The organism is Cellvibrio sp. UBA7671 (assembly GCA_002483145.1).
In the GTDB taxonomy this organism is placed as follows: domain Bacteria; phylum Pseudomonadota; class Gammaproteobacteria; order Pseudomonadales; family Cellvibrionaceae; genus Cellvibrio; species Cellvibrio fibrivorans.
On the sequence record DLHJ01000014.1, the window covers coordinates 580,560 to 598,517 of the forward strand.

The 17,958-nt window shown below is 46.6% G+C and carries 14 protein-coding genes; 3 read left to right on the plus strand and 11 right to left on the minus strand.

All coding sequences use genetic code 11. The features are described 5' to 3' along the window. Positions 1 to 47 precede the first annotated feature (47 nt). Positions 48 to 2,060, minus strand: coding sequence for an excinuclease ABC subunit UvrB (gene uvrB, locus B4E62_RS14355; protein WP_331352507.1), 2,013 nt, complete (start codon positions 2,058 to 2,060; stop codon positions 48 to 50). A 303-nt stretch (positions 2,061 to 2,363) separates the two neighbouring features. Here uvrB and B4E62_RS14360 point away from each other — a divergent pair, with 303 nt between their 5' ends. From B4E62_RS14360 to B4E62_RS14370, 3 genes are read left to right on the plus strand one after another with little or no spacing between them, the layout of a single operon-like run. Next, positions 2,364 to 3,740 (plus strand): class II fumarate hydratase, encoded by a 1,377-nt coding sequence (locus B4E62_RS14360; RefSeq protein WP_331352508.1) that lies wholly within the window; start codon positions 2,364 to 2,366, stop codon positions 3,738 to 3,740. Between the two features lie 39 nt (positions 3,741 to 3,779). Next, a complete protein-coding gene (locus B4E62_RS14365; RefSeq protein WP_331352509.1) occupies positions 3,780 to 4,541 on the plus strand; it encodes a TSUP family transporter in 762 nt (253 codons plus the stop codon). Positions 4,542 to 4,571: 30 nt separating this feature from the next. Further along, positions 4,572 to 4,988 (plus strand): hypothetical protein, encoded by a 417-nt coding sequence (locus B4E62_RS14370; protein ID WP_331352510.1) that lies wholly within the window; start codon positions 4,572 to 4,574, stop codon positions 4,986 to 4,988. On the opposite strand, the gene B4E62_RS14375 is transcribed toward B4E62_RS14370, so the two are convergent. From B4E62_RS14375 to lpdA, 10 genes are all read right to left on the minus strand, one after another. Further along, positions 4,978 to 5,481: an RNA methyltransferase gene (locus B4E62_RS14375; RefSeq protein ID WP_331352511.1), complete on the minus strand. Its 504-nt coding sequence runs from the start codon at positions 5,479 to 5,481 to the stop codon at positions 4,978 to 4,980. The genes B4E62_RS14370 and B4E62_RS14375 overlap by 11 nt on opposite strands. Positions 5,482 to 5,555: 74 nt before the next feature. After that, a complete protein-coding gene (nspC, locus tag B4E62_RS14380) occupies positions 5,556 to 6,743 on the minus strand; it encodes a carboxynorspermidine decarboxylase (protein ID WP_331352512.1) in 1,188 nt (395 codons plus the stop codon). A 3-nt stretch (positions 6,744 to 6,746) separates the two neighbouring features. Beyond that, a complete protein-coding gene (locus B4E62_RS14385) occupies positions 6,747 to 7,946 on the minus strand; it encodes a saccharopine dehydrogenase family protein (RefSeq protein ID WP_331352513.1) in 1,200 nt (399 codons plus the stop codon). Positions 7,947 to 7,974: 28 nt separating this feature from the next. Next, entirely contained in the window at positions 7,975 to 9,894 is a 1,920-nt protein-coding gene (gene speA / locus B4E62_RS14390; RefSeq protein ID WP_331352514.1) for a biosynthetic arginine decarboxylase, read from the minus strand. Between the two features lie 156 nt (positions 9,895 to 10,050). Next, positions 10,051 to 11,670, minus strand: a complete 1,620-nt coding sequence (locus B4E62_RS14395; protein WP_331352515.1) for a pectate lyase — start codon at positions 11,668 to 11,670, stop codon at positions 10,051 to 10,053. 210 nt (positions 11,671 to 11,880) lie between these two features. After that, entirely contained in the window at positions 11,881 to 12,501 is a 621-nt protein-coding gene (locus B4E62_RS14400; RefSeq protein WP_331352516.1) for an NAAT family transporter, read from the minus strand. 72 nt (positions 12,502 to 12,573) lie between these two features. Beyond that, positions 12,574 to 14,142, minus strand: coding sequence for a cryptochrome/deoxyribodipyrimidine photo-lyase family protein (locus B4E62_RS14405; protein WP_331352517.1), 1,569 nt, complete (start codon positions 14,140 to 14,142; stop codon positions 12,574 to 12,576). Between the two features lie 147 nt (positions 14,143 to 14,289). Then, a complete protein-coding gene (gene sucD, locus B4E62_RS14410; protein WP_310069873.1) occupies positions 14,290 to 15,162 on the minus strand; it encodes a succinate--CoA ligase subunit alpha in 873 nt (290 codons plus the stop codon). A gap of 12 nt (positions 15,163 to 15,174) precedes the next feature. Beyond that, a complete protein-coding gene (gene sucC, locus B4E62_RS14415) occupies positions 15,175 to 16,341 on the minus strand; it encodes an ADP-forming succinate--CoA ligase subunit beta (protein WP_151057411.1) in 1,167 nt (388 codons plus the stop codon). Between the two features lie 123 nt (positions 16,342 to 16,464). Beyond that, on the minus strand, positions 16,465 to 17,904 hold the full coding sequence (gene lpdA, locus B4E62_RS14420; protein WP_331352518.1) for a dihydrolipoyl dehydrogenase: 1,440 nt from the start codon (positions 17,902 to 17,904) through the stop codon (positions 16,465 to 16,467). Positions 17,905 to 17,958: the final 54 nt, after the last annotated feature.

Genomic DNA, 17,958 nt, shown 5'->3' on the forward strand with positions numbered 1-17,958 from the left:
ACAGGCATCCTTAACTTAAACTCAAATACTCTAGCTCAGGCAATTAACTATATCGCCTTTTTCTTCAACTTCTCAATCTCATCGCGCAGTTTAGCCGCAACTTCAAATTCCAAATCTTTCGCCGCTTGGAACATTTGTTTTTCCATTAACTCGATGGTTTTCCAAATATCTTTCGGATTTACTTCAACGTTATATTTACCACTGCGCTCTGCGATTGCCATGGCTTTATTTCGCGCTGCGCGACTGCCACCGCCAGGTGCGACTGAGCCTTCCAGAATATCGGCAATGCTTTTGTTAATTCCTTTGGGAGTAATGCCATGGGCAAGGTTGTGTGCAATTTGTTTATCGCGGCGACGGTCAGTTTCTTCAATCGCACGCTGCATTGAACCTGTAATTCGATCAGCGTAGAGAATTGCCCGCCCTTTTAAGTTACGCGCGGCGCGGCCAATGGTTTGAATGAGCGAACGATCAGAACGAAGAAAGCCTTCTTTGTCCGCATCGAGAATTGCTACTAGCGATACTTCTGGCATATCCAAACCTTCACGCAAGAGGTTAATACCTACCAGCACATCGAATTGCCCCAAACGTAAATCGCGAATAATTTCTATACGCTCTACTGTGTCAATGTCCGAGTGCAAATAACGCACACGCACGCCGTGCTCACCAAGGTATTCGGTAAGGTCTTCTGCCATACGTTTGGTGAGCACGGTGATTAATACGCGGTCACCCTCACCCACAGTCGCGCGGATTTCAGACAGAACATCATCCACTTGTGTGGTTGCCGGGCGAATTTCAATTTGCGGATCAATCAATCCCGTCGGCCGCACCACCTGCTCAACCACTTGCCCTTGATTTTCCGCTTCGTATTTTCCAGGCGTTGCCGAAACCATAATCATTTGCGGAGCAATGCGCTCCCACTCATCAAAACGCATGGGGCGGTTATCCAATGCGGATGGCAAACGGAACCCGTATTCGACCAGCGTTTCTTTGCGCGAGCGGTCACCTTTGTACATAGCGCCGATTTGCGGAATAGTCACGTGGCTTTCGTCGATCACTAACAAAGCTTCGGGCGGCAAATAATCAAATAACGTCGGCGGTGCTTCGCCGGAATTACGGCCGGATAAATAACGCGAATAGTTTTCGATACCATTGCAGTAGCCTAATTCTTGCATCATTTCCAAATCGTATCGGGTGCGCTGTTCCAGCCGCTGCGCTTCAACGAGTTTGTTATTTTCGCGTAAGTATTCCAAGCGCGTTCGCAATTCTTCTTTTATGTTTTCAATCGCATCCAGAATTTGTTCGCGCGGCGTTACATAGTGGGATTTTGGATAGACCGTAAAACGCGGCACTTTTTGCAGCACTTCACCGGTGAGCGGATCAAAAATCGAAATCTGATCAACTTCATCATCAAACAATTCAATGCGCACGGCTTCGATATCCGAATCAGCGGGATAAATATCAATCACATCGCCGCGCACGCGATAAGTCGCGCGGGAGAATTCCATATCGTTGCGTGTGTATTGCAATTCAGCGAGGCGACGCAGAATTTGGCGCTGATCAATTTTGTCGCCGCGTACGATGTGCAGCAACATTTTCATATAAGCTTCTGGATCACCCAAACCGTAGATCGCTGAAACTGATGCGATGATGATGGCATCCTTACGCTCCAATAGCGCTTTGGTTGCGGACAAACGCATTTGTTCGATGTGTTCGTTTACTGCGGAATCTTTTTCAATAAAGGTATCAGACGAAGGCACATAGGCTTCGGGCTGATAATAGTCGTAGTAGGAAACGAAATATTCCACCGCGTTATTGGGGAAAAACTCTTTGAACTCACCGTAGAGTTGCGCCGCCAGCGTTTTGTTGTGTGCCATGATCAGCGTTGGGCGCTGCACCTGCGCGATCACATTGGCGATGGTGAAGGTTTTACCTGAGCCCGTAACACCCAACAGGGTCTGGTGAGCCAGCCCCGCCTCTATGCCTTGCACAAGGCCAGCAATAGCAGTGGGTTGGTCGCCCGCAGGCGCGAATTCACTATTTACAACAAATTGCTTGGACATAAGAACTCAATAATGAATTAAAAAAGGGATTGTAACTAAAACTGGTTCAACCCAGCGACCATACTTGCTAATGGACTGCAGTATTTCTTCTGGGACACGCCGTGAATACATCCCTGTAGGCTCATCTTCGACATCCATGTCTCAGACGGTCTCAGAAAAAATACTCCAATCCATTACGCGACAAATTGCTAAATAGGATGGCTAGCAGATGCCATTACTAGCTAGACTTGAAGACCACACAGCCTAACCCCCGCAACTGACAACCTATGTCAGCAGCACCCTTAATAACCGAAGGAGGCTTATATGAGCGAGTTCCGCACCGAACACGACAGCATGGGCGAGGTACAAGTGCCCAAAACCGCGCTCTACGGCGCCCAAACCCAACGCGCACTCGACAACTTCGCCATCAGCAGCCTTACCCTACCCCCGCGCTTTATTCACGCTGTAGTCCATATTAAAAAAGCCGCTGCACTGACTAATCGCGAACTGGGCCTGCTGGACGAAGACATCGCTTGGGCGATTTGCGCCGCCTGCGACAGCATAGTCGCAGGGCATTACGTGGATCAGTTCCCGGTAGATGTGTTCCAAACCGGTTCAGGCACCAGCACCAATATGAATGTGAACGAGGTCATTGCCCATATAGCCAGTGAACTGGCAGGGCAAAAAGTGCATGCCAATGACCATGTAAACATGAGCCAAAGCAGTAACGATACGATTCCCAGCGCAATCCATGTCAGCGCTGCGCTCGCCCTCAAACAGCAACTCTTTCCCGCGCTGGAAGAATTGCACACCAGCTTACTCGGCAAAGCGGAAGCACTGTCCGATGCAGTGAAAACTGGCCGCACCCATTTAATGGATGCTATGCCCGTGACATTTGGGCAGGAAATAACTGGCTGGGCGAGTCAAATTGAAAGCAATTATGTGCGCTTACAGATGGCGTTGCCGCAATTATTACGCTTGGCACAAGGCGGCACAGCCGTGGGAACCGGCATTAACGCTCACACGGAATTTGCAGAAAAATTTGCAGCGCATTTAAGCGAAGCAACTGGATTGATGTTTGAGCCTGCAGATAATTTTTTTGCACTCATGAGCGCGCAAGATACATCGGTTGCAATCTCAGGCCACTTAAAAACACTCGCCGTCAGCCTGATGAAAATCGCTAACGATTTGCGCTGGATGAATTCTGGTCCACTCGCCGGTTTGGCAGAGATCAGTTTAAAACCACTACAACCCGGCTCATCGATTATGCCAGGCAAAGTCAATCCGGTAATTCCTGAAGCGGTGACCATGGTGTGCGCACAAGTCATGGGGAACGATGTAAGTATTGGTATTGGCGGGCAATCCGGCAATTTCCAATTGAACGTGATGTTGCCATTAATTGCCTACAATTTATTGCAATCCATTGAATTACTCAGCAATGCGAGTAATGAACTGGCCGATAAAACTATCGCCACTTTTACCGTCAATCACACCAACCTGCAAAAAACGCTCGCGCAAAATCCGATTTTAGTGACCGCATTGAATCCGATTATTGGGTACGAAAATGCCGCAGCAATTGCCAAAAAAGCTTATAAAGACGGGCGCGCGATTATCGATGTTGCACAGGAAGAAACTGATTTGAGCCGTGACGAATTGGAGCAATTACTAAATCCAGAAAAATTAACTCGCGGCGGTTTGTAAAAAGCTGTCTTTTAAACGATTGAATGAGATAACCCCACAATGGATTTTGTTGTAGAGACACTGTTATTTTTATTTTTCGCTGCCACCGTTGCAGGTTTTATGGATACACTCGCTGGCGGTGGTGGTTTGATCACTATCCCTGCGTTGGTTGTATCCGGCGTACCACCACTCGCAGCCTTGGGTACCAATAAATTACAAAGTAGTTTTGGTTCAGGAACATCGAGTTTTTTATTATTTAAACGCAAAAAAATCCACTGGCAAGAATTGCGCCCCATGATGGTTGCCGCTTTTGTTGGCTCGGTCGCCGGCACAATAATTGTACAATTTATTGATGCCAAAGTACTTGGATTTATGATCCCACTGGTACTAATCATCATTGCTGCTTATTTTATTACCGCACCCTATTTACAGCTTGAATCGACTGAACCAAGAATGTCGAATAATGTTTATCAAAAAACTGTGCTGCCTGTTATTGGAATTTACGATGGTATGTTCGGACCCGGCACAGGATCTTTCCTTGCAGTTGCGGGTGTCAGTTTCCGCGGACTGGAATTAATCAAAGCCACAGCGATTGCGAAGCCACTCAACTTCGCCACCAATATCGCCTCGTTAATTGTTTTTATCTTTGCAGGTCAAATTATGTGGCTTGCCGGGTTCGCTATGATCGTCGGACAAATGCTCGGAGCTTGGATGGGTTCGCACTACCTTTTTAAAGTTAACCCAAAGGTATTGCGGATACTGATTGTTACAATTTGTTTGATCATGTTAGGGCAGTATTGGTACAAACAAATCGCTGTTTAAGGCTTTTACCAATAGCATCAGGAATCACACATGATGAACTTCTCCCACATAATCAGTCGATTGGTGTTGATACTGCTGAGCAGTACCATCGGCGCTTGCGTGGTCACCCCTAAAAAAGGGGCAAGCTATGATGAAAAATGCATGGTATCTACGCAGAAAATTGTACTCACCACAGAGCAAATGCGAACGTTCGATGAAATAGACTGCCTTACCAGGAGTTGTAAAGAAGAGGTAACGGGTGCCTTGGTCGTCGCGACCCTAACGGCTACCACGAGTGCAATAGTATCTGGATCGGTCGCATTAATAGGCAACACACTCTATTGGCTAGAGAGCCAAGGCGAGTGCCCGAATAAAAATCATCAGAAAGAAGATAAACTTCAAGTATTACCAGAGGGCACAGATGAGACCTACTTGATCAGAGAAGAAGTAATTACCGCTAGATCCTGATTTTATTATTCACATCACGATTCGCCGCAATTGGACGCTGCTCAATCACTTCCCGACCTGATTTTGCCATACGATCGTAAAGCACAACATGGACTGTAGCGGCGAGATTCATACAGCCAATGGTCGGGATGTAGACCACGTGCTGGCAATGATCTAACAATTCTTTTTTTATCGAGCCATCTTCCGGGCCGAAAATATAATAGGCGTTATCGGGATGTACAAAATCCATTAGTGGTGTCGCACCTTCGATTAATTCGATAGCAACCAAGGTGGCATTGTCCGGAATATCATCTAATAAATTTTCTACACCTACTAAAGCGATTTTACTACCAGCGTTTTTCGTATCGGTCGCAAATTTTTGCGCGCGCTCAAAACGCACACCACTATAAAAAACCGTAGTAGCTTCATAGCAGCCGGCTGCGCGCATTACCATTCCCACATTAGCAGGGCTTTTAGGGTTAACGAGACCTATGTGGGCGGATTTTTTGTGCATAGCAAAAACCTGAAAAATAGTAACGATTTAAATAGGATAGTGATGTTTTGGGCGCAGCAAGCGGCGCCCCTACGTCAGGATAGGCGCTGTTTGAAATCAGCGTAGCCAAATTCACGGATAACATCTAACTCATCGGTGCGTGAATCCCAAATGGCAATAGCGGGTAAATTAATACCATTGAACGTGGTGGTCTTCACCATTGTGTAGTGAGCCATATCGTCAAACATTATACGTTGGCCAACCGTTAAAGGCTTGCGGAAACTGTAATCGCCTATCACATCACCTGCTAAACAGGTCATCCCACCCAAGCGATAGGTATGTGCAAACTCATTGGGCATTCCTGCCCCCAATACATCGGCGCGGTATGGCATCTCTAATACATCCGGCATATGGCAAGTTGCTGAGGTATCCAAAATAGCCTGCGCAATACCATTCCAGGTAATATCTAATACCTCCGCCACCAGCACACCGCTACGCAGTGCAACCGCCTCGCCTGGCTCAAGATAAACTTGTTTTTGGTGTCGCACGCGGAAAGATTTAATCAGCTCAATTAACTCATCAACTTGGTAATCTTCACGACTGATATGGTGGCCGCCACCAAAATTGATCCATTTAATTTGCGGGAAATATTTCCCAAATTTTTCTTCAACGGCAATCAATGTACGCTGTAATGGAGGGAGATCTTGTTGGCAGAGCGTATGAAAATGCAAACCGCTAATACCATCAAGAATGTCTGGATCATCACTCACTGCCTGTTCAAATTGCGCAACAGTCACTCCCATACGCGAACAGGGTGCACAGGGATCGTATAGTTCAGTTTCACCTTCAGAATGCTCAGGATTAATGCGAATACCAAACTGCAATTCAGGGCGTTGTTGTTGTGCAGTTAACGCAAGTGATTTAAATCGTGACCACTGCGAAAACGAATTGAATAGCACATGATCGGCAACCTTCAAAATTTCGATTAAATCGGACTCTTTATAAGCGGCTGAATAGCAGTGTACTTCTCCACCGAATTCTTCTCGCCCCAAACGCGCCTCATGCACACCACTTGCACAGGTACCCGAGAGATGCTGACGAAATAAAGGAGCAAGATTCCAGCAAGAAAAAGCTTTTAATGCAGCAAGTACTTTTGCACCGCTTTCGCGCTGTACGCGGTTGAGGATTTTTAGATTATTTTGCACAGCCGCCTTGTCGATCACATAACAAGGTGATGGAACGCGTGCTGTATTAAAGTGCGTGAAATATTCGCGCTTTTGCATTACTCACCCTTCAATCGCACTGGGATCGACTTCCACAACTTGCCAAGGCAAACCGTATTTATTGAGATCCTCCATAAATGGATCCGGATCATACTGCTCCATATTCCATACCCCCGGCTTTTTCCATTTGCCTTCCAGAATCATTTTTGCACCGATCATGGCGGGCACACCGGTAGTGTAAGAAATCGCCTGGGATTTTACTTCGCGGTAGCACTCTTGATGGTCGCAGACATTGTAAACAAACATAGCCATAGGCTTACCATCTTTAATACCTTGCGCAAAACAACCTATACAGGTTTTGCCTTTGGTTAAAGGACCAAGGCTTGCAGGGTCAGGCAGCAGTGCTTTTAAAAATTGCAGCGGGACTATTTCGCGACCTTCAAACATCACCGGCTCAATGCCAGTCATGCCGACATTGCCCAGGACCTCCAGATGTTTTAAATAATTATCTGAAAAGGTCATCCAGAAACGCGCGCGTTTAATTTCAGGAAAATGTTTAACCAGCGATTCAAGTTCTTCGTGGTACATCATGTAGATTTTTTTAGGACCAATTTCTGCCGGAAAATCAAACACGCGATTAATGCTGAGCGGCGCAGTTTCAACCCAATTTCCATTTTCCCAATAGCGGCCATTGGCTGTAACCTCGCGAATATTGATTTCCGGATTGAAATTGGTCGCAAACGGCAAGCCATGGTCACCAGCATTACAATCGATAATATCCAGATAATGAATTTCATCGAAGTAATGCTTTTTCAAATAAGCGGTGTAAACGTTTGTTACACCCGGATCAAAACCGGAACCGAGCAGCGCTGTTAAACCCGCATCTTTAAATTTGTCCTGATACGCCCACTGCCAGGAGTATTCGAATTTGGCAGTATCCAATGGTTCGTAGTTGGCGGTATCAAGGTAATCCACACCGGTCTCCAAACAGGCATCCATAATCGTCAGGTCTTGATAAGGTAATGCCACGTTGATGACCAAATCCGGCTTTTCAGCCTTAATCAGAGCAACCAGTTGCGGTACATTATCCGCATCTACCTGTGCGGTTTTAATGGGGCGATTTAACTGCGCTGCAATTGTTTTGCATTTGGATTCAGTGCGACTTGCCAATACTATTTCTGAAAAAACCTCGGGTAACTGCGCGCATTTATGTACCACAACACCACTCACACCACCCGCCCCGATAATTAACACTTTTGCCATTAACACTAACTCCAAACCATTACTTCAATTATTTTTCAAAATAGGTATAGCCGCGCAGGCCTTCGGAATAGGCAGCAAGCATAAGTTGGCGATCTGCCAGGGTGATAATGCCATCGCGCACGGCATTTTCTGCTGTTTGACGAAATTGCTCGTAGAGTGCATCGGGATTATATTCCACATAAGTCAGCACATCGGCAATGCTATCACCATGCAACTCATGAACAAAATCAATGCTGCTGTCAGGATTTATACGCACACTGGCAACATTGGTATCGCCAAATAAATTGTGCAAATCTCCCAGGGTTTCCTGATATGCACCCACCAAAAACACACCGATATAATATTCCTCGCCATGCTTGATGGGGTGCAGCGCGAGGGTGGTAGATTCCCCTTCCGGACTGGCAAACTTTTGCAATTTCCCATCGCAGTCGCAGGTTAAATCGGCAATGATAGCTTGGCGCGTCGGCTCTTCATTTAATCGATGGATTGGCATCACCGGAAATACTTGCCCTATCGCCCATGAATCCGGCAAGGATTGGAATACGCTGAAATTGCCGTAATAAATATCGGCCAGCATCTGTGGCAAACTTTCCAATTCAGCAGGAATGCGCTTGACCTGAGGCAGGAGTGAAGCAATTTTTTGCAACCCGGCCCAATAGATATTTTCACCTAATACACGATGACGCAGGTTAATATCACCTGAATTAAATAAGTCGCGGATTTTATCGCGATAGTAAATAACATCGTTGTAAGACTCTTGCAAATTGGCAACACAAATTACATTGAGTGTGTGCCATAAATTGGCAATCATTTCATGACAATTTGCTGGCAATTCCGCAGGCAATGCTGTTGGTTCAAAGTGGGTGACATCGAGAATATTAAATAACAATATTGCCGTATGTGCGACTGTCGCGCGGCCTGATTCAGTTACAATTGTTGGGTGCGCGATCCCATGGGCATCAAGACTTTCCTGAATTGATTCCACCACATCAATACAATATTCTTGCACCGAATAATTGCGACTGTGGCCGTTAGTACTGCAAGTACCATCGTAATCAATCGCCAAACCGCCCCCCAAATCCAGATAACCAAGCGGCGCGCCCTCACCTACTAGTTCAATGTAATAGCGGCAGGCTTCCAGCACACCCGTACGAATACTGCGAATGTTGGGAATTTGTGAACCCAAATGAAAATGCAGCAATTGAAAACAATGCAACAAATTGGCATCGCGCAAGGTATCAATAACAGTTACCAGTTCATTGGTATTTAAACCAAATAAACTGCGGTCACCACTATCCGCACTCCAGTGGCCTTCCACCTTGGTAGACAGTTTTAGGCGGACTCCAATCAATGGTTCTATGCCGAGAGCGCGGCTGCGCTCAATGACAAATTGCAATTCAGTTAGTGTTTCCAATACAAAGAAACATTTAAAACCTAATTTACGCGCTTGCAAACCCAGTGAAATAAATTCGGCATCTTTGTAGCCATTACAAATAATAACGCTTTCGCGATTGGTAATCGTCGCGAGGGCAATCATCAATTCTGCTTTGCTGCCCGCTTCAAGGCCGTGATTGTAGCGCTCACCAAACCGCGCGATTTCGGCAATCACATGTTTTTGTTGATTGACCTTAATCGGAAAGGCTCCGCGATATTGGCCGCGATAGCCACTCGACTCAATCGCGTGTGCAAACGAATCGTTGAGGATGCTAATACGTGAATCGACAATATTTTCAAGGCGCAATAACACCGGCATCTGCAAGCCGCGCTGCTGCAAACCGTCGACGATTTCCATTAGCGATACATTAGCTTCACCTTCTGGAGTCGACGCTCGCACCACAACATCTCCTCGTGGTGAAACGCCAAAATAACCACTGCTCCATTCATCAATGCCATAGAGATCAGCCGATTGGCGCACAGACCAAATTTTGGATTCTTCTGGGTTATTCAAAATAGTTCCGTCCTGTGTAATTAACAGTTTGCAAATATTAATAGCCCCCTCAATAACTGGGACAAGAATGGAAAATGGCGCGCAATTTTCCACATTTTCTGTGAAAAATAAAGCATCACACCATTAGGGACAGAAATTAATCTGCAACAAATGAGCCTATTGCGCAGATTGTTGTTGAAGATACTGAATAAGTACACCCATATTTTTGATGTAGGCGCCAGTGGAAATCCCCATGACGGGATCATCTACCGGAAAAGGGGATGTATCCCATTCATCACCGACCATAGTAGCAGCATACTCGTTAGTGGCCTTGGTTATCGGTGCGACGCCTTTGTAAGGGTTGGTAGTGTAATAAAGTGGCGTTGGCCAATAACCTTGCTGATTGAGCGCCCCAATTAATGCAGCCGCTTGCTCGGTAAGATTTTTTGTTTCAGGTATTTTTTGTGCGCGAAAATTTAGATCTGACACACTGACTTTGCCAAGGGTAAAATATTTGGGTAGCGCAATATTAGTCATCGCCTTCAACGGTGAGTTTACAGTCACCTCTTTCGGCGTGAGCCGTAACACCTGCTCATATGCCGCACGCAATTTGGCAAGATCAATTGTGCTTGCCGATTTGTAGTGCGCCAGCATATTGCCGGGCGTGTAATCAACATAATATTCGCCATTACTCACATTGGCGCCGCGCCTGTGGGTAAACAGAGCCTTGTTAGTATCCAGTTCAATAAATGATGGATGGCTGCGCCCCTCATATTCTGGCTTGATAGGTAAGGTTAAACTTTCTAACCAGGCCAATGCTTCTGGAATTCGCGCAAGGAATTTTGTTTCGCCCGTCATGCGATAAAATTTAATCAACTGCTGGATATTTTCAGCAGTCGTCGGGGTATGCAGTGATTTGGGTTCATAAGAGCGTGCACCTGCAGGAACTAATTCAGGTGTGTACTGCAACGCCCAACCCGGCTGCGGCTGCCCCATTTGCGTGACCAAAAAACTATTCATCGCACGAATCACCGGTTCACGCACACGCGCCTCGCCGAGGATTTGGTAACACATTAATAGGAAATCGATATTTTCAGCGGCAACATCGTCATTGAACGTGATGAACGATGAATAATCTGCATGATCTTTGTAAGGATGGTCGTACATCAACGGAAAACGCTGCGGCCAACCACCAATGGGATATTGGCTCGCCAGTATAAAATGGATGGCTTTATCGAGTGCGGGGCGATATTTGGAATCACGTTTTTCACTATATAAACGCAATAAAAATTTTGCCGCTTCTGCGGTACCGACATCATCAAAGGTCGCATTACCGTAATAATGTTGGAATTCTTCCAGGCGCCAGGCATTTTTGCCAATAGTGGCATACCACTCTTTAAGTGCGGTCTCCCCGGCAAAATCGGCAACATAATTCCAACCACCACTCGGATGCTGGGCGTAGATAATTGCTCCTGCAACCTTTTCGGCAGCTACGTAATAAAACGCATCACCCGTAGCGTGATAGGCATCAAGAAACAAATGCCCCACACTTGCGGTACCCGGTGGCTGCATCCAAATCATCGAACGGCGCGCTTCAAGCTCGCCCCACTGGCGGGAAAAATCCGGCAAGTAAGACCACACAAAACCACCGCGATAACTCACCTTTTCCAACATAAATTGGCTGGCAGTTTTCATAGTGTGCTGTGTTTGCTCAGGCGAGGGCGCCGCAGCTATTGCCTGGGCGAAGTGAGTGCAGAGAAAAACAAAGCTGAAAAAAAACAGGTTGATGATGCGCATAGCCACTCTCTAATTATAGATATCCAATTACGGATACTATCTGTTATGGATTTTGCGACCGAAAAAAATTACCGATAAAAACGTTCACTGACATTAGGTTAGCACTGTTTTTAGATGTAATTATTGAAGTGCAACAGAGCAATCATAAGTGTCTTGCCGAAGTAGTTATAGGCGATTAACACTTTTTATCTAGCCAGCCAGGAAGGCTACTCAGGAAACCAATTGCGGAAACAGCCCTTTAATGCCCCCCGCAATAAACTCCACTGCAATTGCCACCAAGAGCAAGCCCATCACCCGCGTAGACATGACAATACTGCGTTTACTCAAATGCTCGCTAAACCAGGGCAGGAATTTAAAGCAGAGCATCAATGCAGCACTTACCAATAAAATACACAGGGTGATCGACAAGTAATGCGTAACCGAATTGGATTGGTGGGCATAAACAATGACCGCACTCATCGCTCCCGGCCCAGCAAGTAGCGGCATAGTGAGTGGCACCAGTGCGATGGTTTCATCTTGTGCGGCTTCGATCTCCGCAGGTGTATGGCCACGGGATTGCAGCATCCCCAAGCCCATCAGTAATAGGATCACGCCACCCGCACAGCGGAAAGCATCAACACTGATACCAAATGCCCAGAGTATCCATTCGCCAAATAACAGCGCCACCATTAGCGCAAAAAACACCGAAACAACCGTAAGGCGAGCGGTTTTCAGACGCTGCTCTTTATTCTGGTGCACTGTGAGTGCGATGAATACGGGAATAGCACCGAGCGGATCTACAATCGCCAACAGGCCTACCAGGAATTTGGTGTATTCAGTAATTTCCAACATGATCATGCTCTATCGCTGATAGTCATTGCTCAGAGTGTAGGCTAATTTCGCGTGTATCGCATCGCGCTAAGATCAGGCACCGAACAAATCAATTTGTGTAGCCGCTAGCACCTTGGTATCAGGTTTGTGTATTTTTTCCGTTCGTTTTTGTTTCATGCGCGAGCCATGCTTAACCAATACGCGCTGTGCGCTTTCCCGACCTTCATCACTCTTGCGTATGGCACTAATTCGCTCTTTCATGATACGAATATTATGTTCCGCGCTCACCAAGGGGGTGGGATAACCCGGCAGTGTTATTGTTTCGTGACAGGCAATTTGCTCTGCGCTGAATCCGCGCAATTCTGGTACCCAACGCTTGATAAATTGGCATTCAGGATCCTGATCCATCAACTGCTTAAGCGGACTATAAACGCGAATGGTGTTGATACCGACAATCGCCGCTTGCATTTGTATTTGGGAGAAATGAATACCCGGCTCGTAATCAGTAAACAAACGCGCCAGCGGGTATTGCAGATCGCGCCAATGGATGTGCAGACCAAAACACGCAAAATTTACCAGCATCGCGCGCATCCGAAAATTTAAAAAACCCGTCGCCTGCAAACACCGCATACAGGCATCAATAAAGGGAAAACCGGTGTTACCATTAATCCAAGCATCGAGCCTCGTTGCATCCTGTGAGTATTCCAGTTGTTCATACGCAGGGTTTAGTGCGCGCGACTCCATCCAACTCGCCGATTCCAATCGCTGCACAAAATGATCGCGCCAAAATAAACGCGCGCTAAAACCCTCCAAACTTTTGTGCCAACGCTGCGCAAGTTTATTGTCAGGCTGCGCGTCCAATAGTTCATCTAACTCGGTTAAGCGCTGATGCAAGCGTGAAAAAATCCGTCGCAAACTGATGGTGCCCCAGGCTATATGAGGCGATAACCGCGATCCGTAAAAAAAGGCTTTGTTGGGCGATGAAATACCGCCGCGATAGCCAATGCCGCGATCACTCAAAAAACTATCCAGCGTGCGCTTCGCCCTGCGCTCATTCACCACTTGTACACTCGACCATTGAATGCGCTCATCCAACAGTTGAGGAGCCAGCTCTTGCAGCTGTGGAATTTGATAACAATCATGCTGATTAATAGTGAGTGAGGGCAACAACGGTTGTGGTACCACTTCCGGCACTGGCAGTGGTTCACTATCAAATAAACGTTCAGCGATATATTGTTGTCGGTTGTCGCGCGAACGCAAAGCTCGCACCACACCAGATTGCGGAACTTCTTGCCAAATCACCGATTCAGCATCACACCATTTTTTTACTGCAATATCACGTTTAAACGTAACTGCCGCGCCGGTTTCTTCGTGTGAAAAAATATGAGTGAAATGAATATGCTGTCTTAAAAGAGAAAATCCGAGTGGCAAATTACATCGCACTATCAGCAACTCAGCCCCACGCAGTCGCAGTGAATTTTGTAGATCAGCCAAGGCAGTAAGCTGTGCGTGTAGATGAAAGGCAGATGCGTCTTGGGCAAGATAAATATCTGACTCAAGAAAAAAAACTGGAATGACTTGGCCACACTCAGTCAATGCCGCATGTAACGCAGCATTATCATCAAGGCGAAAATCGCGTTTTATCCACCAGAGCGCGAGCATGCAAAAACCAAAATGAAAGAGGTTTTATGCATACGTTAAACATTGACGGTTAGATCTGAGTGAATAGGAAAAATGTGACGATGAAAAAAATGGTAATAAAAAAGGCGATCCGAAGATCGCCTTTTCGAAACAACCAAACCGGAAAAATTACCAGCCAGTGATTTCTTTCAGTGCTTTACCGATATCAGCCAAGCTCTTAACAGTCTTAACACCTGCATCTTCCAGTGCAGCAAATTTCTCGTCAGCAGTACCTTTACCACCAGAAATAATCGCACCAGCGTGACCCATGCGCTTACCAGCAGGTGCAGTTACACCGGCAATGTAAGATACAACAGGCTTAGTCACGTTAGCTTTAATGAACGCTGCCGCTTCTTCTTCTGCAGAACCACCGATCTCACCAATCATTACGATTGCTTCGGTTTGTGGGTCAGCTTGGAACAACTTCAGGATATCGATGAAGTTGGAGCCTGGGATTGGGTCACCACCAATACCGACACAAGTAGATTGGCCGAAACCGTAGTCAGTCGTTTGCTTAACCGCTTCATAAGTCAAGGTACCTGAACGCGATACGATACCTACTTTACCTGGCTTGTGGATATGGCCTGGCATGATGCCAATTTTACATTCGCCCGGAGTAATAACACCTGGGCAGTTAGGGCCAATCAAACGCACGCCCAACTCGTCACACTTCACTTTTGCGTCAAGCATATCGAGGGTTGGGATACCTTCAGTAATACATACAATCAACTTGATGCCACCGTTAGCCGCTTCAAGGATTGAGTCTTTACAGAAAGGAGCCGGAACGTAGATAACTGATGCGGTTGCGCCAGTCGCTTCTACTGCTTCAGCAACAGTGTTGAACACTGGCAGGCCGAGGTGAGTTTGACCACCCTTACCTGGAGTTACACCACCAACCATTTTGGTGCCGTAAGCAATCGCTTGTTCAGAGTGGAAAGTACCTTGCGCGCCGGTGAAGCCTTGGCAGATTACTTTGGTGTCTTTGTTAATTAAAACGCTCATGTTCTTGGCCCCTTATTGATTCGCAGCAGCTGCAACAACTTTCTTGGCAGCGCCAGTCAAGTCGGTATCGGCAATAATGTTAAGGCCGCTTTCGCCCAACACTTTTGCACCCAATTCAGCATTGTTACCTTGCAGACGAACAACAACAGGTACTTTTACGCCTACTTCTTTAACTGCACCGATTACGCCTTCTGCGATCATGTCGCAACGTACGATACCGCCAAAGATGTTGATGAATACGGCTTTAACCGCGTCATCAGACAAAATGATTTTGAACGCTTCAACTACGCGCTCTTTGGTAGCACCACCGCCTACGTCGAGGAAGTTAGCCGGTTGGCCGCCGTGCAATTTAACGATGTCCATGGTACCCATCGCCAAACCAGCGCCGTTTACCATACAACCGATATCACCACCGAGCGCAACGTAGTTCAGTTCCCAAGCAGCAGCATGAGCTTCACGCGCATCTTCTTGTGATGGGTCTTGCATTGCTTTCAGTTCTGGATGACGGTACAGAGCGTTGCCGTCGATTACCAATTTGGCATCCAGGCAATGCAAGTTACCTTCCGGAGTGATTACCAATGGGTTAACTTCCAACAGCGCCAAATCTTTCTCTTTGAAGAGTTTGGCCAAGCCGAGAAAAATGTTAACGAATTGGTTAATTTGCTTGCCTTCCAAACCGAGCTTGAAAGCCAGATCGCGACCTTGGAAAGGCTGTGCGCCTACCAGTGGATCAACAGCAACTTTAAGGATTTTTTCAGGAGTGTCATGAGCAACTTTCTCAATCTCTACGCCACCTTCGGTAGAGGCCATGAACACGATACGACGGCTTGAACGATCAACTACAGCGCCCAAGTACAACTCTTTGGCGATGTCGGTGCAAGTCTCAACCAAAATGCGGCTTACTGGTTGGCCTTTCTCATCAGTTTGATAAGTCACCAGATTCTTACCCAACCACTTTTCAGCGAAAGCGCGGATATCTTCTTTGCTCTTAACCAGCTTTACGCCGCCCGCTTTACCGCGGCCGCCAGCGTGAACCTGAGCTTTAACGACGAACATATCGCCGCCGATTTGATCCGCGGCAGCAACAGCCTCTTCAACAGTCGCAGCAGCAATGCCCTTAGAAACAGGCAGACCATATTGGGCAAACAGTTGCTTACCCTGATACTCGTGCAAATTCATGGTGTAGTTCCATTTGACGATGGTTGGACATGCAATTATCGATAAACATGCCAACTGGGTTATCGATGGAGACGAACCTTATGAGTTCGCCCCCGCCTAAAAAACGAGGACTCTATGGTTCTCTTAACGCTTCTTCTTGTTGGCTACGTGGATGGCATGACCATGCACCGCCAATGCTGCTTCGTGGATAGCTTCAGACAGGGTTGGGTGACCAAACACCATCATGCCCAAATCTTCCGCACTGGAACCGAACTCCATTGCAATCGCCACTTGCTGAACCAAATCTGCAGCGCTTGGGCCAACAATGTGGGCACCAAGAATGCGATCAGTTACGGCGTGAGCAATAATTTTTACCAAACCCTGGGTTTCGTTAGCAGCCATAGCACGGCCAGATGCTGCAAACGGGAAAGTACCAACGTTATAAGGTTCACCCGACGCTTTAACTTGCTCTTCAGTTTTACCCACTGAAGCAACTTCCGGGTGGGTGTAAATTACGTTTGGAATAATGTCGTAATTAATTTGTGATTTTTGGCCTGCAATACGCTCAGCAACCATCACACCTTCTTCCGAACCTTTGTGAGCCAACATCGGGCCACGCACTACGTCACCAATTGCCCAGACACCTGGCGCATTAGTTTCGCATTGTTCGTTTACAAAGATAAAACCGCGCTCATCCAAATTAACACCGCTGTCAGCAGCCAACAGATTTTCGGTGAACGGGCGACGACCAACACACACAATCAACTTATCAAACGTTTCTTGCTGCTCTTTACCTTCTTTGTCCAAATAGGTGACGGTCACTTCTTTGCCGTTCACTTTTGAACCGGTAACACGTGAGCTGGTGCGGATATCCAAACCTTGTTTGGTGAGGATTTTTTGGGTTTCTTTCGCAATTTGCTGATCCATAATTGCGAGGAAACTATCCAATGCTTCCAACACAGTGACCTTGGAACCACAACGATTCCAGACAGACCCCAATTCCAAACCAATTACGCCAGCGCCGATTACACCTAAACGCTTTGGCACTTCGGTGAATTCCAACGCGCCAGTAGAATTAACAATAATATCGTTATCAACAGGTGCCGGTGGAATATTGATGGGGCTTGAACCTGAAGCCAAAATAACATTTTCAGCTTCATACACAGTTACCTTGCCTTCAAAGTCAGTCACTTCGACTTTCTTGCCAGCAAGTAATTTACCAGTGCCGAACAAGCTGGTAACGCCATTTGATTTAAACAATCCAGCAATGCCACCCGTCAAATTTTTGATGATTTGATTTTTACGCGCAATCATTGAAGAAACATTCAACTCTACGCCTGAAGTGGTAACACCATGAAGGCCAAGATCTTCTTTTGCTTCGTGGTATTTGTAAGAGCTATCGAGTAATGCTTTAGAGGGAATGCAACCTACGTTCAAGCAAGTACCACCGTTAACACCCTTGCCCTCTTCGTTTTTCCATTTCTCAACACACGCAGTTTTCAAACCTAATTGCGCGGCACGAATGGCAGCAACATAGCCCGCAGGGCCAGAACCGATAACTATCACATCAAATTTTTCAGACATAACAATGTTCCTAAATTATTAACAGTCGGCTACAACCTTGTGAGTGGTAACCCT

Coding starts and splice junctions, on each gene's coding strand:
- B4E62_RS14400 (WP_331352516.1), bottom strand. CDS start 12,501: ATGTTGGAAATTACTGAATACACCAAATTCCTGGTAGGCCTGTTGGCG.
- uvrB (WP_331352507.1), bottom strand. CDS start 2,060: ATGTCCAAGCAATTTGTTGTAAATAGTGAATTCGCGCCTGCGGGCGAC.
- sucC (WP_151057411.1), bottom strand. CDS start 16,341: ATGAATTTGCACGAGTATCAGGGTAAGCAACTGTTTGCCCAATATGGT.
- B4E62_RS14395 (WP_331352515.1), bottom strand. CDS start 11,670: ATGCGCATCATCAACCTGTTTTTTTTCAGCTTTGTTTTTCTCTGCACT.
- nspC (WP_331352512.1), bottom strand. CDS start 6,743: ATGCAAAAGCGCGAATATTTCACGCACTTTAATACAGCACGCGTTCCA.
- B4E62_RS14370 (WP_331352510.1), top strand. CDS start 4,572: ATGATGAACTTCTCCCACATAATCAGTCGATTGGTGTTGATACTGCTG.
- B4E62_RS14405 (WP_331352517.1), bottom strand. CDS start 14,142: ATGCTCGCGCTCTGGTGGATAAAACGCGATTTTCGCCTTGATGATAAT.
- B4E62_RS14360 (WP_331352508.1), top strand. CDS start 2,364: ATGAGCGAGTTCCGCACCGAACACGACAGCATGGGCGAGGTACAAGTG.
- B4E62_RS14385 (WP_331352513.1), bottom strand. CDS start 7,946: ATGGCAAAAGTGTTAATTATCGGGGCGGGTGGTGTGAGTGGTGTTGTG.
- lpdA (WP_331352518.1), bottom strand. CDS start 17,904: ATGTCTGAAAAATTTGATGTGATAGTTATCGGTTCTGGCCCTGCGGGC.
- B4E62_RS14375 (WP_331352511.1), bottom strand. CDS start 5,481: ATGCACAAAAAATCCGCCCACATAGGTCTCGTTAACCCTAAAAGCCCT.
- B4E62_RS14365 (WP_331352509.1), top strand. CDS start 3,780: ATGGATTTTGTTGTAGAGACACTGTTATTTTTATTTTTCGCTGCCACC.
- sucD (WP_310069873.1), bottom strand. CDS start 15,162: ATGAGCGTTTTAATTAACAAAGACACCAAAGTAATCTGCCAAGGCTTC.